The following is a 21,501-nucleotide window of genomic DNA, read 5'->3' on the forward strand; positions in this document are numbered from 1 at the left end:
GGGACGCCCCGCCGTTTCAGCCGCCGTCCGGTAATTGGCTGCCGGCGAATTCCGGCCCGACCGGCTGCTGCGGCAGCTTGGATCCGCGGCAAAAAATGCCCTGCCGCAAACGCGGCAGGGCATGCAGGAAGCTTGCTTCAGGATTTCTCCTGGAAGATGGATTTGGCGCAATAGTCGATGATGTCGCTGCGCCGAACGATGCCGATATAGCGCTGCATGTCGTCGACGACCGGCACGAAGTTCTGAACCTTGGCAAGCGAGATGAGATCCTCCATGTTGGCATCGATCCGGACCGGCTTGTTCCTCACTCGCATCGGAACCTCCGACAAGGTGGCGCGGCTGGTCTGCTCGAAGCTGAGATTCTCGTTCTTCATGAACCAGAGAAGGTCGCCCTCCGTCACCGTGGCCGCGTACGCGCCGTTCTTGTCCAAAATCGGCACCGCCGTATAACGATGGTACTCCATCTTCTCCAGCGTCTGCCGAAGCGTCGCTTCAAGCGTCAGTGTAATCGTCTCTGCCTTGGGCAGAAGAAAAAAAGCAATATTCATTTCTCAGCTTCTCCTATCTTGGAGAAGGTCACTGGTTCTCATCGGAAGAAGCCGTCGTGACCTCCGGTCCTTTGCCGGATCCGCTCTTGGCATCGTTGGTCGACCCCGAGGCGGCGTCCAGCGTTTCGCTGTCCTTCGATGCGGCGCCCGTCAGCTGCTCCATCGTCAAGGATTTGTTCATCCAGTCGGCGATCAGCTTCTTGCTCGCTTCAACGTCTTTCTCGTCGGCAAAGTAGTACCAGGCCCCATTCTCGTTAAGCTTATGCCCTTCGCCCTTGAGCGTGTGGGTATAAATGGCGCGGTTGCCGCTTTGCAGCATCGCCTTGGCTTTGTCGATCATCTCGGATGGCGGAATGTCGGTCGCGAAGTTTTTGCCCATGATGCCGACGAATTCCGGAATGCGCGTCCATGAGGATACGCTTGAAGCCTCGTCCATGATCGATTCAACGAACGCCTGCTGGCGCTCGGTGCGGCTGATGTCCCCGCCGGCATCTTCGCGGTAGCGGACGAAGTTGAGCGCGTCGGTGCCGTTGTACTTGCTCTGCCCGGCCTTGACGACGAACTTCTCATGATCGGCTTCCTTGTTGACGAGATCCTTCTCGACCGGCAGCGGAATGCCGCCCATCGCGTCGATCAGGTTGCGGAAGCCCTCGAAGTTGACCGCGGCATAATAATCGACCTGGTTGCCGAGCAGGTTCTCCACCGTGTCGACGGCCATTTTGGCTCCGCCGAATGCATAGGCATGCGTGATTTTGTCCTTCTTGTCCTTGCCGACGATCTCCGTGTAGGTGTCGCGCGGCATGGAGACCATCAGGATCGCTCCATCGGAAGGACGCACGACCGTAAACATCATCGTATCCGAGCGTCCTTGCTCGGCGCCGCGCGCATCCACTCCAAGGAGGAGGACAGAGTACGGGTCGGCTTTTTGATATTTCACGGGATTGGCTTCAGGCCGCTTGCTGTCGACGGTCGGCTGGTACGAGTCCGCAAGCTGCCTCTCCACTTTTTTGGAAAGAAACATATCAAAGCCCCATAAGGCGAGAGTAGTCCGGTTGAAATAGCCTACGGTTCCCAGAACGAGAACGACGGCCAGGACGGAAGCCGTCCATGTCCACGCCTTGCGGGCGCGAGATTTTTTGGGTTTCATGGGTGAATTCCTTTCTGCTGAGGGTGCACGGCTTATTCATTTTAGCTTAACTGTAGACGAGTAACCTTAAAGAATAGTTACAAATTGCTTAAAACTTGCCCGCAAATACCCCTGTATCCATCGCATACCCGCGCGCCAATGCACATAAACATGGCCTAATGACTGTATTTTATGGAAAAGGAGCCTGGACATGCACCCTTCTCCAAGAAGACCCGATCCGTCTTCCACCGGCCTCGATCCTCGGTTGGCCGCTTTCCTCGGTTATCTCGGCAGCTTCGTCGGAGCCTTCCTGCTCCTTCTATTGGAAAAGAAGAGCCGGTATGTCCGCTTCCATGCCGTGCAATCCATCCTATTCTCCGCGGCTTACCTATGCCTGAGCATGGTTTTCGCCCTCATACCCATCATCGGCTGGCTGCTGGGAGGATTGCTTGCTCCGCTCGCCCTGCTGGTCTGGATCGGCCTCATGATCGTTTCCTTGCAGGGCAAGCAGGCCCGGCTTCCCGTACTCGGGGACTGGGCCGAGATGATCAGCGGCGAGTTCTAGCCAGGTCAATTCAGGAACAGCGTGGCGTTGCTGTACCTTCTCGACAGGGAATGGAAATAGGCGGCCTGGACGGAGAATACGGCGATCAGCAGCAGATTGCCGAGCGCTTCGGCCTCCGCTTCATCCAAGCCGGACAAGCCGCTTATATAGCGGCTTGCTCCTTCCCTGGCCTTGGTCTCCAGGCTGCTCTCCATGCCGTTGCCGGACACGGTCTCCGAGGGAGCCGCGTCAAGAATTTGATCTCCGTCAGCATCCAATTCTTCAAATAGAGCAGAATAAGCTTGGTAAAAGTCCACGGGGCTGAGAAGGCTTTTCTCTCCTCCACAGCCGAACAGCCGGCCCAGAAGCTTGCGGATGGACTCAAAATCCAGACTGGCCTTCAGATCATCGATAATGAATAGAAGCGCCGCCTGTTCAAGCGAGTACTTCTTGCCGGCTTTGGGCGATTCAAAGAACCGCTTGAAGTCCCGCTTGACCCAGTTCTGCATGGCGGTGATGGAAAGGCCCGCGTAAGGAATCAGCTGACCGAGAGCCGCAACTTCCTGGAGCGACATTCCCTTGAGCCCCTGACCCTTCATCAGCTTCTCCAGAACGGCCGGCCAATCCGTGGACAGGAACGCCGGCAGTGCCCTGCCCGAGCTTACTTGCTTGCGATGGCCTTTTTTCCAAGCCTGCTGGACGATCTGAATCGGGGTGTGGTCACCCTTCCCGTCCAAGGACATGAGTAGCTCCGCCATTTCGCTGCGCTTAAGCAGAAATGATTCCACTGCCGCTTTCCTCCCTTCGGATTCGTTATCCGATCATATGAACCTATCATAAAGCCCGCAAATAAGCCTGTAAAGGCAAGCGCGGGCATGAAAAGAGCTTATTCCTGCACGACAAAGACCGCTCATGAGCTTATACCGTCCGGCAAGGCCTTTTCAAACAGTTGAAGAGAGCTCCTCAAGTTCGTTATACTGGTTCATAAGAACTTATTCTAAGATGAAAAGGATGTCGATGTACACGAATGGACAGTATAGGCTTAAATTTGGCTTTGGTGGCTTTGCTTATCCTTTTGACCGCCTTCTTTGTAGCAACGGAATTCGCCATTATCCGAATCCGCCCCAGCCGCGTCAATCAGCTGGTGCTTGAAGGCCGCAAAGGCGCCTTAGCCGTGCAGCGCGTTACCAGCAACTTGGACGGTTACCTGTCCGCCTGTCAGCTCGGTATCACCATTACCGCCCTCGGTCTTGGCTGGCTCGGCGAACCGACCATTGAAAAGCTGCTGCATCCGCTATTCACTCACTTCGAATTGAATGAGAGGCTGAGTAGCTTACTGTCCTTCTTGATCGCTTTTGTCATCGTGACCTATCTTCATGTGGTCGTCGGCGAGCTGGCCCCCAAATCCTGGGCGATCCAAAAAGCCGAATTCATCAGCTTTCTCGTTGCCAAGCCGATCATCCTGTTCCATAAAGTGCTCTACCCGTTCATCTGGGTGCTGAACGGCTCCGCCAACGGCCTGATCCGCCTGTTCGGCCTGCATCCCGCCAAGGAGCATGAGGACGCCCACTCGGAAGAGGAAATTCAGATCATTCTGAGCGAAAGCCTCCAGAGCGGCAAGATCAACACGACTGAATACGGCTATGTCAGCCGGATCTTCGCTTTCGATGAAATGGTCGCCAGAGAGATCATGGTGCCCCGCACCGATATGGTCTGCCTGTTCACGAACCATACCCGCGAAGAGAACCTGGCTGTCATCCAGCGTGAACAATATACCCGCTTCCCTGTCGCTACCGAGAGCAAGGACAACATCGTCGGCATGATCAATACAAAGCAGCTCTTCCTGACTTATCAGGAAGACAAGGAATTCAAGATGAAAGATCTCATTCACCCCGTCCTGTCGGTGCCGGAGAGCATCCCGGTCAAGCAGCTTCTGCAGCGCATGCAGCGCGACCGCGTGCATATCGCCATTCTTGTGGATGAGTACGGCGGCACGTCCGGCCTGATCACGATCGAGGACATTCTGGAGGAGATCGTCGGCGAGATCCGCGACGAGTTCGATGAAGACGAGCGCCGCGAGATCGAGAAGCTGGAGGAGAACTGCTACCTGCTGGACGGCAAAGTCTCCCTCGATGAGCTTGGACATATGGTCAGACATGACTTCAACGACGAAGACACCGATACGATCGGAGGCTGGCTCTACGCCCGCATCCCGTCGCCGAAGCCCGGATTCCGATACGAGTTCGACAACATGACCTTCATCATCCGCGAAGCGAGCAAGAACCGGATCCGCAAGGTCGAGATGATCATCCGCGATTCGGCCGATGAATTCGAAGATACTCCTGAGCTTCATGATCAAGAAAACTGATCAGCTTGCAGCCCTGCGCTCTTATGCGCGGGGCTTTTTTTTGCATGCCGAAGCGGCTATCCAGACAAACTAAAAACAGCCCCTCCGGAAACCCGGAAGAGCTGTTGTCGCAACGGCTTAGTTGTCCGTCGTATATGGCATCAGTGCAACTTGACGCGAACGCTTGATAGCGGTCGTCAGGGCGCGCTGGTATTTCGCGCTCGTACCCGTAACACGGCGTGGCAGAATTTTGCCGCGCTCGCTGATGAATTTCCGGAGCAGATCCGTGTCCTTGTAATCAATGTGCTTGATTTTGTTCACGGTGAAGTAGCAGACTTTACGGCGCTTGTTACGGCCGCCTTTGCGGAATTTGCGTTCTGGACGCTCGCCGCCGTCTTCTCTTTGCTTGAATCCCATGGTTTATCCGTCCTTTCTAGTTAGAATGGCAAATCATCTTCGGAGATGTCGATGGGGCGTCCGTCATCCGAGAATGGATCCCGGTTTCCCTGAGAACCTCCACCACCGCCGCGATTGCCCCCGTAGGAACCCCCGCCTTGGTTGCCGCCGCTCGACTGGCCGCCGCCGTATCCGCCACCGCTGCTGCCGCTTCCGCCGCCATTGCCGCTTCCACCGCTGTAGCCGCCGCTTCCTCCTGCATTGTGCGAGCCTTCTTCACGCGAACCGCCATCGCGGTTACCGGATTCAAGGAAACGGACATTGTCGGCAATAATTTCCGTCACATAGACGCGCTTGCCTTCATTGTTCTCGTAGTTCCTCACCTGCATCCGGCCTTCAACCGCCGTCAGACGGCCTTTGCGCAGATAGTTGGCGCACGTCTCGGCAAGCTGCCTCCACGTGACAATCGGAATGAAATCGGCCTCGCGTTCCCCGGACTGGCTGTTGAAGGGCCGGTCTACCGCCAGCGTGAATTGCGTTACCGCCACGCCGGATGGGGTATAGCGAAGTTCTGGATCTTTGGTCAATCTGCCAATCAGAATGACACGGTTCAACATCGTACCCGCCTCCCAAGTTCAAACAATCTTGGCTTACGCTACGTCTTTGACGATCAGGTAACGGATAACATCATCCGTGATTTTGATGACGCGATCCAGCTCGTTGATCACTTCGTTGGTTCCGTTGAAGTGGACGAGAACGTAGATGCCGTCACGAATCTTGTTGATCTCATACGCAAGACGGCGCTTGCCGAGAATATCGGACTTGGTAACTTCTCCGCCATTGTTGATGATGCCATTGAACTTTTCGACGAGAGCTTGAACGGTTTCTTGCTCCGTCTCTGGACGAATGATGTACATCACTTCGTATTTGCGCACTTTGATTCACCTCCTCTTGGACTAAGCGGCCCTTTCTGCCTAAGCATAAGAGCAAGGAGCGAGAGACTTAACTCTAACTCGCATACCCACCTACTATATCAGAACAGCTTGTACGATGCAAGCTGAGCGGAGGCTGCTTCCAGATTTTGAACGGCATTTGAGCATCTTCCGCCTGTACGCTCCATAAAAGCGGTTTCTGCTTGAAAACCATTGCCACGGTCAAGGAAACGACCGGGTCAAGCCCTTCTATTCGCCTATCCATGCGAATAATTGCCGCTGATGATTCGCTCCCGGGAAGCCGAAACTATAAGTCCGGCGCGTCATGTCCGCAACGGACATGGGCGGTCGGAAAATCCGCGGACGAGGTGAATCGTAATGGGCGAACGCACCAAGTTTGAACAAGGCTTCAAGGCTCCGAACGACGGATGGTACATGGAGGCCGGCGAGGACTCCTTCCACATGGGGATCTCTCACCCCAAGAAGATCTCGCTCAAGAAGGGGCAGCATTTCCCGAAAACCTCGAACCACAACCGAGTCTGGGTGAAAATGCCGAAGGTCTGATTTTATTTCTGATCGGGTGAATAAGGCAGCCGGCCTCCGCCCATACTATCCTTGACGGCGCGACAAGATGAGGGTGTGGTTCCGTTGGCCGTAAAAAGCGTAAGGACACTGCAGGGAAAGCACGTACATGAACGCATAGAAGCGAGGGGTTGTGCCAAAGACATTTGTCTGCAGGGACATCGCCGCAGCAGGCAGGGAAGTCGCTAGACATCCATTGCCGGGCGGCATTCCGGATTTCGATGAGGGAAGTGCAGCTTGAATTGCGAACTCCATTAAGCGCCGTCGGAAGAGGACCCGCAAGGGTCCTCTTTTCCGTATCTGCAGGTAAAGTCCGGCAAGTAAAAATAGACGCAAAAAAGCGGCTCTTGCAAAGAGCCGCGTCAGATGCAAATGTTATGGCGGAGAGGGTGGGATTCGAACCCACGCACGCCTTGCGACGCCTAACTGATTTCGAGTCAGCCCCCTTGGGCCACTTGGGTACCTCTCCGCAAGCAAAAATTATCATACCATAGCAGGTCTATCGTACGCAAGAGCAGATGAAAAGTCTGACAATTCGTACGGCCGAGCCCAAGATGCCGTCACGACCGAGCATTTCTGCTCCCCGCTCCCGTTCGTCAGCGTTCAGGAAGCCGATCCGCTCTCCCCTTGCCTGTCCTCCGGCGCAGCGGAACGAAGCACCTTTTTCATGTTCTTCTCGAACTTCGCCCGGGGGATCAGGACGCTGTGCTTGCATCCGGTGCACTTGATGCGGATATCCATTCCCATCCGAATGATCTCCATTTCATTCGTTCCACATGGATGCGGCTTCTTCATCAGCACGACATCGCCAAGCTCGAATTGCTTGCGTTCCATCGCTTCATTCCCCCTTCAGCGCTTGATCACAGCCGGGCGGCCGCCCCAGCGGTAAGTTCCCTTCATCTTACCATGGGCTGTGAGATCAAGCCAGCGCATCTTGCTGCTCGTCTTCACGCTCCCGCAGCAAGCGCTGCAAGTCCATATTGATCTGCCTGGTCACGGAAGCCTCCGTGTTCGGCATGCATTCCGCCACGATGCGCAGCTTGTACTCCGCAGTCGTCATGGAGGATATGCCGAGCAGCTCCGGAGGCTTGACGAGGTTGGCGTTCTCCATGCCGGCAAGCATGTCCTTGACCAATGCGGCCGTCTCATCCAGCCTGTCCGCATTGGGCATGTCTACATCGATGACCGCGAGCGAGTTGTTCCGCGAATAGTTCGTCACCTGCGCGATCGTTCCATTCGGAATGATATGGACTTCGCCGGTCCAGCTCTTCAGTCTCGTCGTACGGAGGCCGATCAGCTCCACGGTGCCTTTATAGGTTCCCGTCTGAATGATGTCTCCAACGGCGAACTGATCCTCCAGGATGATGAAGAATCCGGTGATGACGTCCTTCACCAGACTCTGGGCGCCGAAGCCGATGGCCAGGCCAAGCACGCCTGCGCCGGCCAGCAGCGGGCCGATCTGGATGCCGACCAAGGGCAGCACAAGCATCGCCGTAATGAAATACACCACATAGGAAGCGACATTCTTCATCAGCCGGCCAACCGTGACGACGCGACGCGTCTGCAGCGGCACTTTGGATTCCCGCTCCAGAATCCGATCGATCGACTTGTTGACGATCAGGATGATAAGCCGGCCGATCAGCAGGATCAAGGCGATCTTGATCAGGATAATTCCCGAATCGACCCAGAACGTTGAGGAAAACTGCTCCTTCATCGCCGAGAGGAACTCATTCGTCTTTTCTGCCGCTTGATCGGCCGCAGAAGCGAGGGTTCCTTCATTGTCGGGACTTGCTGCATTTTCCACCGCTGCGTTCGTCAAATAGGGGTTCATCTATACCTCTCCTTTCACCCGGCAGAGCGGCAGCAACCGCCTTTGCCGGGCATGTCTGTGCAAAGGGATAAGGCGCCCCAGGAAGGGCGCCTCGCAATGATTCTGTCGATCGATTGCAGCGCATCCATCCACGCCTGGCCGCCTTGCGCTGGCCAGTGAGCCGCCAGCGAACGGCAACCCGCCCTTCCAAGGCTCGGGACGGTTCGTTGATGAGGCTGCCAGGACCAAGCAGCTGCTTGGTCCGCTGAGATCGCTGAGCCGCCGGTAGGCCGCCTATTCCTGCACCTCGTCGTAGCCGTCCTCCGTCTGGCGGAAGATGCCCCGGATGTCGACGGACTCCTCGGCGATGATCTTCCGCACCTGCACCAGCTCCTCATCGGGAAAGTCGATGGACAGCGCGCAGCCGGCGGTAATCTGTTTGGGCGTCGGGCGAATATCGATCTCGATGTCTGCGTACTCCAGCAGCATTTCGGTCCGCAGCGCCTGCTGCGTGGAATCGAAGGCGATCAGCATGAATTTGCTAGGCTCCTTACCTATCCTCTCCGGAGGCAAGCCCCGCTCGCGGAGCTTGCGCATATCGGATGGATGGTACAAGTATAAATCCGTTCTCTCTACCATATACTAGCTAGTAACAATTCATTTTTGCGGAGGGGATTCTATGAAACGACCTGTGATGAAAGAGCTGCTGCTGAAAGTGCCCCATACCGAGTCCGATGCTGCCGAGCAGCTTGCCAGCCGTCTTCATCTGCATCTCCAGCCTGTTCCGCTTGACCGCCGCATCGTCGTCGTATGCATCGGGACGGACCGTTCCACGGGAGATGCCCTCGGACCGCTCATCGGCACCCAGCTGGCCAAGAACAGCAGCCCTCATTTCGAGCTGTTCGGCACGTTGGACGAGCCCGTTCACGCGATGAATCTCGAGGAGACGATGCTTGAAATCAACCGCAAGGTGTCCAAGCCCTTCATCATCGGCATCGATGCCTGTCTAGGCCAGCTGTCCAGCGTAGGGTGCATCCAGCTCGGACCCGGCCCTGTCCGTCCCGGCGCCGGCGTGAACAAGGATCTGCCTCCTGTAGGCGATATCCATATGACCGGAATCGTCAACGTAGGCGGATTCATGGAATATTTCGTCCTGCAGAATACGCGCCTGAATCTCGTCATGAGGATGGCCGACATGATGTCAGACGTCCTTCATCATACGATCGGCAGCGTCAGAGCCTATTCTATTCACGCTGCAACGCAAGACTGATCGCCTTTTGCTCCTCTTCCGTAAGCGCATAGGCCGAGCTGCCCTGCTGCAGGGGCTTGGCGTACATATACGTCTCGTCCCGGCCATGCAGGCCGGTAAGCACGACACCGCTGCTGTCCTCGTTGACAATAGCCACCGAGAAGCTCATGTCGCTTCCCTGGTTGGAGAACGCATTGTAGCGGAATACGCCGATTTTCCCCTTCATGTCTTTGAGCAGATGTCCGAACTCCGCCAGCTGCTGGCCGTAGCCCTGCAGCCGGTCCTGCTGCTCGTCGAGAGACAGTCGGAGGCCGACGATGACATCTTCCAGACTCGTGACGCCCGTTTGGCCCATGACTTGAACATACTGCCGTCTCAGCTTCGACAGCCTTTTGCCCACAACCGCGATCCAGATGAAAAGCAGCACGACGACAACAGCAAGCAGTCCGATAGCAACTCCGTAATAAGGCGCCTCCATCCATGCATCCATCCATTCATTCATCTTTCCATTAGCTCTCCTAACCCTGTCCCTGCATGGGGTAATGTGACCTGATTTCCCGTATCGCTGTTAGGAACGATTCAGCGTCCTCTTTGGTTGTAGAATAACCGACGCTTGCCCTGACGGCTCCCGTCTCGGCCGTTCCCGCGCTGTAATGCGCCAGCGGCGTGCAATGATAGCCGGACCTTACGGCGATGCCGTAATGCTGGTCCAGGATGAACGACAGCTCCGATGCCTCGACTCCAGCCATCGTAAGAGAGACGATGCCTGTCCTCGGCTTGCCTGCAGCCGGCCCCAGCAGCCTCAGTCCCGGAACGGATGCAAGCTCCTCCATCAGGTAGGAGACCAGTTCCGTTTCTCTTGCATGGATTGCGGCCGTCGTCTGATCCATGACATATTGGACGCCCGCAGCAAGTCCGGCGATTCCCGGCGTATTCGGAGTGCCCGCTTCATAACGATCCGGCCTCACCGTCGGCTGCTCAGCCGATTCGGACTGGCTTCCGGTCCCTCCGTGCAGCAGCGGGACGGGATCAAGCCTGGGGTGGATATACAGGCCGCCGGTTCCCTGCGGACCGAGCAGCGCTTTATGGCCCGGAAACGCAAGGAGGTCGATTCCCATCGCCTCGACATCGATGTCCAGCACGCCGGCAGACTGAGCAGCGTCGACCAGCAGTGGAATCCCTCTTTTGCGGGTTATGGAGCCGATCTCTCCGACCGGCAGAATGCTCCCGAGCAGATTGGAGCTGTGGGCAGCGGCCACGAGGACGGTACGCGAAGTGAGAGCCTGCTCCACTTGCTCCGGCTTGACTTCCCCTTCCGGCGTAGCCTCTATGTAAGTAACCCCGATTCCCATGCTTGCCTTCAAATACTCCAACGGCCTGCGTATGGAATTATGCTCGACTGCCGTCGCAATGACATGATCTCCCGGCTTCAGCATGCCTTTGATCGCAAGATTCAAGGCTGCCGTCGTATTGGCTGCAAAGGAGATATCATTGGGATTCGCGATCCGGAACAGTTTTGCCAGCCTCTTGCGCGCTCCGAATAGAACCCGCCCGGATTGAACGGCCATCTGGTGGCTGCCCCTGCCTGGATTCGCCGTTCCATGCAGCAGGATTTCCATCATCGCCTCGGCCACAGCCGGCGGCTTCGGCCAGGATGTGGCCGCATGATCCAAATAAATAACCGGCTTATTCGATGTCATGGCTATCCTCCGAATTCAGGTAGACTTCAATATGGAAAAGAGGTCCAAAAAACAACAGCATACCTAAGTTTAATCTCTGGAACCAGAGAATACAACTTGGGTATGCCGTATCATGCAGCCTTTTTCATTCACCTGACCCCATTATTCGGAGCGTACTCGTTAGGATTGGAGAAGGTCGAGCAATCTTTCCAGATCCTGCTTATTGTAGTAGGACAGCTCTATCTTCCCCTTGTCCTTCGACGCCTTGATCTTCACGGTTGTTTTGAACCGTTCGCGCAGCGTCTCCTCCAGAGATTCCACGTAAGGATCACGCTTTTTCAGCTTGGCGACGGCTTTCTCAGGCTTTTTATGCTCCAGATCCTGAATCGCCTTCTCCAGCTCGCGGACGCTCCATTCATTGCTGATGATCTGTTTGGCCAGCTCTTTACGGACCTTGTCTTCCTTGACGCCCACGAGAGCTCTGGCATGTCCCATGGAAATTGTTCCACGTGAAACACTGTCCTTGATATCCGCAGGCAGACTGAGAATACGCAGGAAATTGGCGATATGGGAGCGGGACTTGCCGACCTTGAGAGAGAGTTCTTCCTGCGTCAGGTCGAACTTGTCCATGATGGCCTGATAAGCGACAGCGAGTTCGATTGCATTGAGATCTTCCCGCTGCAGATTCTCGATCAAGGCGATCTCCATGACCTGCTGATCCGTGAAATTCCGCACCACAGCCGGAATGGTCGTGTTGCCGCATAATTGGGAAGCTCGGCAACGCCGCTCTCCTGCAATGATCTCATAGCCTTTCAGCACCGTTCTGACGATGATCGGCTGAATAACGCCGTGCTGGCGGATGGATTCCGCAAGCTCGCGAATCGATTCATCCTGGAACGTCGTCCGCGGCTGATAAGGGTTGGCTCGCAGCTGCTTCAGATCGATTTCGATGACCTTGTCATCGTCGTTTACCGAAAGAGACGGAATGAGGGCATCCAGTCCTCTACCTAGCCGCTTGCTCATACTGGATCACTTCCTTCGCCAATTCAAGATAAACTTCGGCTCCTTTGGACTTCGGATCGTAGGTGATGATGGCTTGTCCGTGCGAAGGGGCCTCGCTGAGACGCACATTGCGCGGAATAATCGTCTGGTACACTTTCTGCTGGAAGTACTTTTTCACTTCCTCGATGACTTGGATCCCGAGGTTCGTGCGGGCATCGAACATCGTCAGCAGCACGCCTTCGATTGCGAGCGAAGTATTGAGATGCTTTTGGACCAGACGGACTGTATTGAGAAGCTGGCTTAGTCCTTCAAGCGCGTAATATTCACATTGTATAGGAATGATGACGGAATCGGCTGCCGTCAGCGAATTGATGGTCAAAATGCCGAGCGACGGCGGGCAGTCGATCAGGACGTAATCGTATTCATTTTTCAACTGCGACAATGACTTCTTCAGCCGTACTTCCCGGGATATAGTCGGGACCAGCTCGATCTCCGCCCCGGCAAGCTGAATCGTCGCAGGAATAATGGAGAGATTGGGGACCGCGGTCGGCGTCACCGCTTCATGCGGATCGACCTCATTGATAAGAACGTCATAAATACTGTTTTCCACGTCGGCTTTGTTGATTCCTACGCCGCTGGTCGTATTGCCCTGCGGATCGATATCGACAAGCAGCACCTTTTTGCCGAGGGAAGCCAGGCAAGCGCCCAGATTCACGGATGTCGTCGTTTTGCCGACGCCGCCCTTCTGGTTCGTAATGGCGATGATTTTGGACAACCTTGTCACCTCAATGTTCCATTCTAGTCAAACGTGAACTTCCCTGCGGCCAAGACACAAACCTTATCAGCACGCCTTCATTCAGGCTGGAGAAGGATTCATTCCCTTGTCGGCTAGTGACCGTCATCCTCTGCATGCACGCTGCGTAAAGCGCAGGAAGCCAGTTGAATGTCATTCCTTCCGGCAGGACGAAAAAAAGCGGCTGCTGCCGCTTTCCGTGGATAAGTCTGCGGGCTATATCATGCTGTTCGCTCATGCTGATCATTCGGTATGAATGCCCTTATGTTTAATCATTAATGATTGCTGTAATAAGTATAACGGAATCAGCGCCGGAATACGACATTATCGTTTTGGAATCCGGATGACAATCTCATAGTGGTCGTCATGGTCTTTTTCATCGGTTTTGATCTGCAAGCCCGAACCTGAAACCATTTCGATGGATTGCCGGATCGTGTTGAGGGCAAGCCGGACATCTTTCGTGAAGCTGATCCGCTTCGCTTTTTTTGTTTTGGATGCTTCCTTGTAGAAGGCGACTCTTGCCTCGGTCTGCTTGACGTTGAGCTCTTTAGAGAGCACGTCTTCCAGCACTTTCTGCTGCAGCTCCTCGGTGTCGAGGGCCAGCAAGGAACGGGCGTGGCGTTCCGTGATTTTCCGTTCGACCAGGGCGCTTTTGACCGGCTCGCTGAGACCGATTAATCGGATCTTGTTGGCAATTGTCGATTGGCTCTTGCCGAGCCGCTGCGCGAGGCTTTCCTGGGTAAGGCTGTGCAGGTCGATCAGCTTCTGGTAAGCGACCGCTTCCTCGATGGCGGAAAGTCCTTCGCGCTGCAAGTTCTCAATCAAGGCAATCGAGGCCGCTTGAGAATCGTTGAAGTCGCGAATAATGGCCGGCACCGTATCCAGACCCAGCTTGCTGACGGCGCGCCACCGACGCTCGCCTGCTATGATCTCGTAGCGGTCGCCGCGAACCCGGACGACGATCGGCTGGATGACGCCATGGGTTCGGATCGTCTGGCTGAGTTCCTCGATCCTGTCATCGTCAAAGACGGTTCTGGGCTGATAGGGACTCGTATCGATGCTTCCAATCGGAATCTGCTTGACTTCATCAAGAGCGGCCTTCTGGTCATTCAACCCGAACAGCCGTGAAAATTGTTCCTTCATCATTCTTCAACCACCCGAAATTCAATGTGCCCATGACCTCGATGTTTCTTCCGTGTTGCAGCCGCGGCGGGTCGTGCTTGGCCCCCAAGTCATGGTTGCGGCACCAGGCAGCTTCGCTCAGCTCCAAGCTGAGGAGGCCGGTCGGCATGATCATGCAGCACGGGCAGATCGGAGTGTGTCTCTTGCGGAGAACGGCCGATATAGGCGGACAGCTTTAGCAGGTCTCTCCAGCAACGGGGATATCCTTGTGCGGATGCCGCTTAGCAAGCGGCATCAGCAGTGCTATCTTTCTCCACCAATTCGCTTTTGGAAGAAGGTTTTCCTGCTTGATTTTGGATTTCCAAGAAGTTTTCATGCCTTCCCGCCCCCTTGTTGAGGGACGGACGGAATCGGCAACCTCTTCTCGATCTTCATTGTTCCACGTGAAACAATCAGCGAGGCTTCTTCAGCAGTGAAATTCCACGCACAAGAGGCTGCTTCAAAGGAATTCCGGCTTTGCGCGGATAAGCCGCCGGCGTCCGATCCGTCTTGCGGATAAATACGATGGCGCGTTCGGATTGCTCAAACGGCAGCTTCAACGTTTCGACCCGCTCTGCCTTGGCACGGAGTTCTTTCAAGGCGTACGCCGCCTCATCAAGCTCCTCTTGCGGATTGGCGCCCTTCATAGCTGCGAATACGCCGTCCTTGGCTGCGAACGGCAGACACAGCTCGCCTAGGCCCGCGAGCCTCGCTACCGCTCTCGCCGTCACAACATCATATTGATCCCGGTGCGCTTGAAGGCGGCCGATATCCTCGGCTCTGCCATGCACGCACTGCACGTCCTCCAATTCCAACGCGTCGCATACATGCTGCAGGAAAGAAATCCGCTTGTTCAAGCTGTCGACAATCGTGATTTGAAGATGAGGATAAGCGATTTTCAAGGGAATACTTGGAAATCCCGCCCCCGATCCTATATCGGCCAGATTCTTCGCCTTGGACAGATCCATATAGAAGGCAAGCGAGAGGGAGTCGTAGAAATGCTTTTCGAATACCGCATCCCTCTCCGTGATTCCGGTCAGATTCATCCGCTCGTTCCATTCCACCAGCAGCTCGAAGTAACGCTCGAATTGGTTCAGCTGATGCGGCGCAAGCTCGATTCCTTGGGCGGCGAGAAGCTCGTGAAATGACTTCTGAACTGCATCCATCAGGCTTTCCCCGCTGCCGTCACTCGATTATAATGCTCCAGATGAACGAGCAGAATGGAAATATCCGCCGGGGTAACGCCGGAAATGCGGCTCGCTTGTCCGATGTTGAGTGGACGAATGGACGAGAGCTTCTGCTTCGCTTCCATGGCAAGTCCATGGACGATGCTGTAGTCGATTCCTTCCGGAATCTTCTTCTTCTCCATTTTGCCGAGGCGTTCGACCTGAAGCAGCTGCTTATCGATATATCCCGCATATTTGATCTGGATTTCGACCTGTTCCTTCATATCCGCTGTCAGCTCGTATGGAGCCGCAGCCAGCGGTTCGATGATGGCATAGGACAGTTCCGGACGCCTGAGCAGGGTTAGAGCGTCGGTCGTCGCCTGCAGCGGAGCCGATCCAGCCTGCTCCAGCAGCTCCCGGGCTTCTTCGGGACGGATCTTCACCGTCTTCAAGCGGGCCAGCTCCTCCTCGACACGTCCTTTCTTCACCTGGAACTTGGCATGCCGCTCTTCCGTAATCAATCCGATTTCATAACCGGTCGGGGTCAGACGCAGGTCGGCATTGTCATGCCGAAGCAGCAGGCGGTACTCCGCGCGCGATGTAAGCAGGCGGTAAGGCTCGTTTGTTCCCTTCGTCACGAGATCGTCGATCAGAACGCCGATATAGCCTTGGGAACGGTCAATGACGACCGGATCCTTGCCCTGCACCTTGCGGGCCGCATTGATGCCGGCCATGATGCCTTGGCCAGCCGCTTCCTCGTAGCCTGAGGTGCCGTTGATTTGGCCGGCGGTAAACAGACCTGGCAGCACTTTCGTCTCCAGGGAAGGCCACAGCTGGGTCGGCACGACGGCATCGTATTCGATGGCATAGCCGGTCCGCATCATCTCGACGTTTTCCAGGCCTGGAATCGAACGCAGAATGCTCAGCTGCACATCCTCCGGCATGCTCGTGGACAGCCCTTGCACGTAATACTCGGATGTATCCTTGCCTTCAGGCTCGAGGAAAATCTGATGCTTCGGCTTGTCCGCGAAGCGAACGATCTTATCCTCGATGGAAGGACAGTAGCGCGGTCCCGTGCCCTCAATGACTCCGGAGAACATCGGCGCTCTGTGCAGGTTGTCGTTGATGATCTTATGGGTATCCTCGGAAGTGTAGGTCAGCCAGCAAGGCAGCTGCTCGTTGTCCGCATATTCGGTTTCAAAGGAAAAGAACTGAGGAATCGCATCCCCCGGCTGGATCTCCATCTTGGAGAAGTCGATGCTGTCCTTGTGGACGCGCGGCGGCGTGCCCGTCTTGAAGCGAACGAGCTCGAAGCCGTTCTCTTTGAGCGATTGGGACAGCTTGATCGACGGCTGCTGATTGTTCGGACCGCTTTCGTAGATCAGCTCGCCCATGATGACCTTGCCGCGCAAATACGTCCCGGTCGTAACGACGACCGATTTGGCGCGGTACTCGGCTCCGGTCTTCGTCACAACGCCGACGCAGGCTCCATCCTCGACGATCAGCTCCTCCGCCATCCCCTGGCGAAGCGTCAGATGCGGCGTTTCCTCGATCGTCTTCTTCATCATATGCTGGTACGAGAACTTGTCCGCTTGAGCGCGCAGCGCGTGCACGGCCGGACCTTTCCCCGTGTTCAGCATCCTCATTTGAATATAGGTCTTGTCGATATTGCGGCCCATTTCGCCTCCGAGCGCATCGATCTCGCGCACGACATGGCCTTTAGCCGGTCCGCCGATGGACGGGTTGCACGGCATGAATGCGACCATATCCAGATTGATGGTGAGCAGCAGCGTCTCGCAGCCCATTCTTGCTGCAGCCAAAGCCGCTTCGCAACCCGCATGCCCAGCTCCGATTACAAGAACATCATATTGTCCTGCAGGGTAAGTCATGTTTTTTTCCTCCCGAGCCGGAAAGGCGCTATTTACCGTTCGCCTCTCCCTCTTTTATGAAAAGTGGTTTTCATTTACCAAGTTTCGACTGTTTTTCGCCGAAACCGACCTCTTCCGCTGTCATCTGCTGTCGCCTGTCGCATTGTCGAGTCGGTTATCCACATGTGGATTGTTCCCGTATTATTTCCCCAGACAGAACTGGGAGAAGATCTGATCGATCAACGACTCTCCCGCCGTATCTCCGATGATCTCGCCGAGCAGCTCCCAAGCGGAGCGCACATCGAGCTGAACCATGTCGATCGGAATGCCGTCCTCGGTCGCCGCAACAGCTTCGCTCAGCGCTTGGCTTGCTTTGTTGAGCAGCGAGATATGCCGGACATTGCTCACATAAGTCAGATCCGCGCTCTCAAGCTGGCCTTCAAAGAACAACTCTCGGATCGCTCCTTCGAGCGCCTCCAGTCCTTCTTCCTGAAGCACCGACATCATGACGATCCGGCTATCCGGCAATGCGGCCGCCACTTCGTCCAGCTTCAGCTGAGCCGGCAGATCGCTTTTATTCACGATGACAACGACCTGGCGCCCGGTCAGCTTTGCGAGCAGCTCCCGCTCATCATCATGAAGCGCCTCATTATGGTTCAATACAAGCAGCAGCAGATCGGCGTCCGCAGCAGCAGAGCGGGACCGCTCCACGCCGATCCGCTCCACGACATCAGTCGTCTCGCGGATGCCCGCCGTATCGAGCAGCCGCAAAGGAATACCGGATAATGTAATGTATTCCTCAATAACATCCCGCGTCGTGCCGGGTATATCCGTCACGATCGCTTTGCTTTCCTGAACAAGCGCGTTCAGAAGAGAGGACTTGCCCACATTGGGACGGCCGACGATGGCCGTCGTAATGCCTTCACGGAGAATCTTCCCTTCGGCAGCCGTCTTCAGCAGCCGGCGGATTTCTTCCATGGCGGAACCGCAGCTGTCCTTTATATAAGAAGAAGTCATTTCCGTCACGTCATGCTCCGGATAATCAATGTTGACCTCGATATGCGCGAGCAGTTCGATCAACGTATGCCGCAGCGCCTTGATCTTCCGAGACAAGGTTCCTTCGGCCTGCTTCAAGGCAACGGTATAAGAACGATCGGACTTCGAGCGGATCAGGTCGATGACCGCTTCCGCTTGCGCCAAGTCGATCCTGCCGTTGAGGAATGCCCGCTTGGTGAATTCGCCAGGCTCCGCGACTCGGACTCCCGGCTGCTCCAGGACGAGCTCGAGAACTTTGCGCACCGCCACAAGCCCGCCATGCGCCCCAATCTCGACGACATCCTCCGCCGTGAAGGAACGGGGTCCCTTCATGACGGTCACCAGAACTTCCTCGATGATTTCGCCGCTCGCGGGATCCGCGATATGGCCGTACGTCACCGTATGGGTCGGGGCATCCGCCAGAGAAGTTCGTGACTTCAATATATTCGAAACGCTATCCACCGCTGCAGGTCCGCTGACGCGAATGACGGCAATGCCGCCTTCTCCCAGCGCGGTCGAGATCGCGGCAATTGTATCCTGTATCATGCTTTTCGATTCCTTCCGAGAGCCCCCAGATCTGATTTTTGAGCAAGGGTGCCCGTAATTATGGCAAAAAAGCAATGACTATAGAAGCCATTGCTGCCTGAAAATGGATTTGTGGTATGCCTGAACAGCGTACTATTTGTTTTTTCCTTTGGCCGTTTTAACCGTTTTGGCCGGCGGCGCGGCAGCAGTTGCGACTTCTGCCTTCTTGTCGGCATTACGCACGTAAAGGAAGTAGTTCTGGATGATCGTGTAGATGTTCGTGTAGATCCAGTACAGCGGAAGCGCCGAAGGGAAGCTCCAAGCCATGACCAGAATGAGGATCGGGAAGATCATCATGATGGAATTCATCATCGCCATCTGCGGGTTGTTCGGCTGCGTCTTCTGCATCATTTTGGTCTGGACGTAAGTCGTCAGAGCCGCAATGAACGGCAGGATATGCAGATGGTCGGGCTCGCCGAGCTTGAGCCACAGGAATTCATGGACTCGGATGTCGGCGTTATAGTAAATGGAATTGTACAGAGCAATGAAAATAGGCATTTGGACGATCAGCGGCAGACAGCCCGCCATCGGATTGACCTTATTTTCTTGGAAGAGCTTCATTGTCTCTTCTTGCTGCTTCTGCGGGTTATCCTTGTGTTTCTTTTTGATGTTGGCAAGCTCCGGCTGCAAGGCCTGCATCGCCTTGGAACTGCGGTATTGCTTAATGGTAAGCGGCAGGATCAGCGTACGGACGATGATAACCATCACGAGAATGGCGAGGCCGTATTGACCGTTGAACCAGGTCGCGAAATGGTCGAGCAAATACGAGAAATAATAAACGACATATCTTTCCCACCAGTTGCCCTTCAGCAAATCCTCGGTCGTGGTGGTGTGGCTGTTATTCGGCATGCATCCCGAGAGGACGGCCACCATCAGCACCAGGCTGAGCATGACAAGCCACTTGCGTTTTGAAGCCAAACGGGAAAACAACATGTAAATCTCCTCTCTGAGAGCCTGTCGCAATTCAACCTAAACTATACCATATAATAGGGTCCAAGCAAAACGGCTTCATCATCAAATTATGGTGAAGGACGTTTGCGCGGAGAAGAATAGATAAGCGTTGGTAGCGGGCGTTCTATTCTGCCAAGCAAAACGGCTTCATCATCAAATTATGGTGAAGGACGTTTGCGCGGAGAAGAATAGATAAACCGTGGTAGCGGGCGTTCTTTATTCTCGCGTTTCACAGAATTCGAGACCAACGGCTGCTTGTCCGGCACTTGCCGAGCACCCTCGCCGTCATCGAGGTTTCAGCAGACCCGCCTTGCGCAAAACATGCAGCACGCTGCGCTCAAGCTCCTTCGACGATTTGTCGACGGCTCCCGCCCGGACGATCAGAATCAGATCGGTCTTCTCCTTGATTTCATCCGTATGAGCGCGGACAATTTCTTTCAACACCCGGCGCATGCGGTTGCGCACGACGGCATTGCCGATCTTCTTGCTGGCGGAGATGCCGAGGCGGAACGGTTCCGCCTTCGGCTGCCTGGACCAGTATACGACCAGCTGCCCATTGGCGAACGACTTGCCTCCCCGATAGGTGCGGGAGAAATCCTCGCGTTTTCTGAGCCGTAGTTTTCTCTGCATTTCTCACCGACTCCGTGCGTTGTTAGTTTCAGTATATCCAACTTAGGGCGTGCGCAGGCATGCCGGACGCACCCTCCGCAAGAAGAACAGCATTCGGATCTATCCGCCGGATCGGCCCCCGCATCAAGCAACGGACATCCGGGCAGAAAAAAAGACCACTTGCGTGGTCTCCTCTCTCCAGCCATTGCCCCAGAGGGCGGTCGGCGTGGCAGGCGAAATCCCCGGAAATAAGGGGAATGCCCTTTTGTATTATGCGCTCAGAACGCTGCGGCCCTTCTTGCGACGGGCTGCCAGCACTTTGCGGCCGTTTTTCGAGCTCATGCGCTTGCGGAATCCGTGTACCTTTTTGCGCTTGCTTACGTTCGGTCTGAAAGTCGGTCTCATAATCTATTGCACCTCCCCGATCGGTATATCTTCGTCCTCACTCGGGCATCTGCCGCAGCGGACCGAGGCAGAACCCGGGGACGACTGTCTATCCGAAGTTGCCCTTACGTCATCCCGAGTTAAAAACGCCTTTTTCCATTTAACCACGCAGACATGCGAAAGTCAACCTGAACATGATCGTCCTTCCTCTGAGGCCTGTGTATAACTATCTTCAGATCGCTTCATCTATATAGCATTTTGATTTCCGCATCATTTCTCGACGCTTTTCGACTTTTTCCGCTGTGGAAAGGCCTTCCGGACATAATCGTTTGTGGATAACGAAGAATGTCGAGCTGTCGGCGAAATTTAGTAACATGTGAATAATCAACAGGACTGCTGACGGATACTGTCGAATTTGCGCACAGGCTGTTAACAATATCTAGTGCTGTAGATAACCTTTATACACAAGGACTTGGGATTGTGGATAATATTCTCCAACTCGTTGAAATAGCGCCTTTCTTTTGCTATGATAGATTTGTTTTTGTTGTGGACGGATGCAGTGCCGATAGTTACTTATCAACAACCTGTGGATAACATTGTGAACAACATTATCCCCTTATGCATAACCTTCATCAACAAGTCCTTGCATCTGTGGATGAGGACTCGCCCCGATAGATCCATTTTTTTGACCTATATCGAACCAATCGTTACGACAGGGATAGGAGTGACCGTCT

The 21,501-nt window shown here is 55.1% G+C and carries 25 protein-coding genes and 1 tRNA gene; 4 read left to right on the plus strand and 22 right to left on the minus strand.

Annotated features, from left to right (window positions below; all coding sequences use genetic code 11):
* Positions 1-137: 137 nt before the first annotated feature.
* Positions 138-548 carry a CBS domain-containing protein gene (locus AC06G8_RS22650; protein ID WP_447663392.1) on the minus strand — a complete coding sequence of 137 codons (411 nt, stop codon included), beginning with the start codon at positions 546-548 and terminating at the stop codon, positions 138-140.
* A 28-nt stretch (positions 549-576) separates the two neighbouring features.
* Positions 577-1,695 (minus strand): LCP family protein, encoded by a 1,119-nt coding sequence (locus tag AC06G8_RS22655; protein WP_480284043.1) that lies wholly within the window; start codon positions 1,693-1,695, stop codon positions 577-579.
* A gap of 190 nt (positions 1,696-1,885) precedes the next feature.
* On the opposite strand from AC06G8_RS22655, the gene AC06G8_RS22660 reads away from it, so the two are divergent.
* Positions 1,886-2,239: a DUF4870 domain-containing protein gene (locus tag AC06G8_RS22660; RefSeq protein ID WP_480284044.1), complete on the plus strand. Its 354-nt coding sequence runs from the start codon at positions 1,886-1,888 to the stop codon at positions 2,237-2,239.
* A gap of 5 nt (positions 2,240-2,244) precedes the next feature.
* Here AC06G8_RS22660 and AC06G8_RS22665 read toward each other — a convergent pair whose 3' ends face one another.
* Positions 2,245-3,006: a DUF1836 domain-containing protein gene (locus AC06G8_RS22665; RefSeq protein WP_480284045.1), complete on the minus strand. Its 762-nt coding sequence runs from the start codon at positions 3,004-3,006 to the stop codon at positions 2,245-2,247.
* Between the two features lie 239 nt (positions 3,007-3,245).
* On the opposite strand from AC06G8_RS22665, the gene AC06G8_RS22670 reads away from it, so the two are divergent.
* The gene (locus tag AC06G8_RS22670; protein WP_480284046.1) at positions 3,246-4,586 is read left to right on the plus strand and encodes a hemolysin family protein; all 1,341 of its coding nucleotides are present in this window, start codon (positions 3,246-3,248) and stop codon (positions 4,584-4,586) included.
* A gap of 117 nt (positions 4,587-4,703) precedes the next feature.
* Here AC06G8_RS22670 and rpsR read toward each other — a convergent pair whose 3' ends face one another.
* From rpsR to rpsF, 3 genes are read right to left on the minus strand one after another with little or no spacing between them, the layout of a single operon-like run.
* Positions 4,704-4,982, minus strand: coding sequence for a 30S ribosomal protein S18 (gene rpsR, locus AC06G8_RS22675; protein ID WP_447663397.1), 279 nt, complete (start codon positions 4,980-4,982; stop codon positions 4,704-4,706).
* Between the two features lie 20 nt (positions 4,983-5,002).
* The gene (gene ssb / locus AC06G8_RS22680) at positions 5,003-5,578 is read right to left on the minus strand and encodes a single-stranded DNA-binding protein (RefSeq protein ID WP_480284047.1); all 576 of its coding nucleotides are present in this window, start codon (positions 5,576-5,578) and stop codon (positions 5,003-5,005) included.
* 33 nt (positions 5,579-5,611) lie between these two features.
* On the minus strand, positions 5,612-5,896 hold the full coding sequence (rpsF, locus tag AC06G8_RS22685) for a 30S ribosomal protein S6 (protein WP_480284048.1): 285 nt from the start codon (positions 5,894-5,896) through the stop codon (positions 5,612-5,614).
* Between the two features lie 375 nt (positions 5,897-6,271).
* Here rpsF and AC06G8_RS22690 point away from each other — a divergent pair, with 375 nt between their 5' ends.
* On the plus strand, positions 6,272-6,457 hold the full coding sequence (locus tag AC06G8_RS22690; RefSeq protein ID WP_021878901.1) for a YjzC family protein: 186 nt from the start codon (positions 6,272-6,274) through the stop codon (positions 6,455-6,457).
* 396 nt (positions 6,458-6,853) lie between these two features.
* Here AC06G8_RS22690 and AC06G8_RS22695 read toward each other — a convergent pair.
* The 4 genes from AC06G8_RS22695 to AC06G8_RS22710 all read right to left on the minus strand — a co-directional run bounded on the left by AC06G8_RS22695 (position 6,854) and on the right by AC06G8_RS22710 (position 8,819).
* Positions 6,854-6,944, minus strand: a tRNA-Ser gene (locus AC06G8_RS22695).
* Positions 6,945-7,078: 134 nt separating this feature from the next.
* Positions 7,079-7,309, minus strand: a complete 231-nt coding sequence (locus AC06G8_RS22700) for a DUF951 domain-containing protein (protein WP_021878902.1) — start codon at positions 7,307-7,309, stop codon at positions 7,079-7,081.
* An 85-nt stretch (positions 7,310-7,394) separates the two neighbouring features.
* Positions 7,395-8,306: a mechanosensitive ion channel family protein gene (locus AC06G8_RS22705; RefSeq protein WP_480284049.1), complete on the minus strand. Its 912-nt coding sequence runs from the start codon at positions 8,304-8,306 to the stop codon at positions 7,395-7,397.
* Positions 8,307-8,579: 273 nt separating this feature from the next.
* Positions 8,580-8,819 (minus strand): putative Se/S carrier protein, encoded by a 240-nt coding sequence (locus tag AC06G8_RS22710; RefSeq protein WP_480284050.1) that lies wholly within the window; start codon positions 8,817-8,819, stop codon positions 8,580-8,582.
* A 145-nt stretch (positions 8,820-8,964) separates the two neighbouring features.
* On the opposite strand from AC06G8_RS22710, the gene yyaC reads away from it, so the two are divergent.
* Positions 8,965-9,555, plus strand: coding sequence for a spore protease YyaC (gene yyaC, locus AC06G8_RS22715; protein WP_447663400.1), 591 nt, complete (start codon positions 8,965-8,967; stop codon positions 9,553-9,555).
* Here the strand turns inward: yyaC and AC06G8_RS22720 are convergent.
* The 12 genes from AC06G8_RS22720 to rpmH form a co-directional block, all read right to left on the minus strand.
* Positions 9,530-10,036 (minus strand): DUF4446 family protein, encoded by a 507-nt coding sequence (locus AC06G8_RS22720; protein WP_447663401.1) that lies wholly within the window; start codon positions 10,034-10,036, stop codon positions 9,530-9,532. The two genes, yyaC and AC06G8_RS22720, sit on opposite strands and share 26 nt — an antisense overlap.
* Positions 10,037-10,052: 16 nt before the next feature.
* Positions 10,053-11,234 (minus strand): aminotransferase class V-fold PLP-dependent enzyme, encoded by a 1,182-nt coding sequence (locus AC06G8_RS22725; RefSeq protein ID WP_480284051.1) that lies wholly within the window; start codon positions 11,232-11,234, stop codon positions 10,053-10,055.
* A gap of 159 nt (positions 11,235-11,393) precedes the next feature.
* Positions 11,394-12,236: a ParB/RepB/Spo0J family partition protein gene (locus tag AC06G8_RS22730; protein WP_447663403.1), complete on the minus strand. Its 843-nt coding sequence runs from the start codon at positions 12,234-12,236 to the stop codon at positions 11,394-11,396.
* Complete coding sequence (locus AC06G8_RS22735) at positions 12,217-12,990, minus strand: ParA family protein (RefSeq protein WP_048744303.1); 774 nt, start codon at positions 12,988-12,990, stop codon at positions 12,217-12,219. Before AC06G8_RS22735 ends, AC06G8_RS22730 begins: the two co-directional genes overlap by 20 nt.
* A gap of 342 nt (positions 12,991-13,332) precedes the next feature.
* On the minus strand, positions 13,333-14,151 hold the full coding sequence (noc, locus tag AC06G8_RS22740) for a nucleoid occlusion protein (RefSeq protein ID WP_480285489.1): 819 nt from the start codon (positions 14,149-14,151) through the stop codon (positions 13,333-13,335).
* A 214-nt stretch (positions 14,152-14,365) separates the two neighbouring features.
* On the minus strand, positions 14,366-14,506 hold the full coding sequence (locus AC06G8_RS22745; RefSeq protein WP_480284052.1) for a hypothetical protein: 141 nt from the start codon (positions 14,504-14,506) through the stop codon (positions 14,366-14,368).
* Between the two features lie 76 nt (positions 14,507-14,582).
* A complete protein-coding gene (gene rsmG, locus AC06G8_RS22750) occupies positions 14,583-15,335 on the minus strand; it encodes a 16S rRNA (guanine(527)-N(7))-methyltransferase RsmG (protein WP_480284053.1) in 753 nt (250 codons plus the stop codon).
* A complete protein-coding gene (gene mnmG / locus AC06G8_RS22755) occupies positions 15,335-17,224 on the minus strand; it encodes a tRNA uridine-5-carboxymethylaminomethyl(34) synthesis enzyme MnmG (RefSeq protein ID WP_447663405.1) in 1,890 nt (629 codons plus the stop codon). The genes rsmG and mnmG overlap by 1 nt, the downstream gene beginning before the upstream one ends.
* A gap of 180 nt (positions 17,225-17,404) precedes the next feature.
* A complete protein-coding gene (mnmE, locus tag AC06G8_RS22760) occupies positions 17,405-18,784 on the minus strand; it encodes a tRNA uridine-5-carboxymethylaminomethyl(34) synthesis GTPase MnmE (protein ID WP_480284054.1) in 1,380 nt (459 codons plus the stop codon).
* A 132-nt stretch (positions 18,785-18,916) separates the two neighbouring features.
* Positions 18,917-19,756 (minus strand): YidC/Oxa1 family membrane protein insertase, encoded by an 840-nt coding sequence (locus tag AC06G8_RS22765; RefSeq protein WP_447663407.1) that lies wholly within the window; start codon positions 19,754-19,756, stop codon positions 18,917-18,919.
* Between the two features lie 303 nt (positions 19,757-20,059).
* Positions 20,060-20,404, minus strand: a complete 345-nt coding sequence (gene rnpA / locus AC06G8_RS22770) for a ribonuclease P protein component (RefSeq protein ID WP_076357142.1) — start codon at positions 20,402-20,404, stop codon at positions 20,060-20,062.
* A gap of 249 nt (positions 20,405-20,653) precedes the next feature.
* Positions 20,654-20,788 (minus strand): 50S ribosomal protein L34, encoded by a 135-nt coding sequence (rpmH, locus tag AC06G8_RS22775; RefSeq protein ID WP_048744313.1) that lies wholly within the window; start codon positions 20,786-20,788, stop codon positions 20,654-20,656.
* Positions 20,789-21,501 lie beyond the last annotated feature (713 nt).

It is taken from the genome of Paenibacillus sp. SJS-P3, assembly GCF_056711585.1.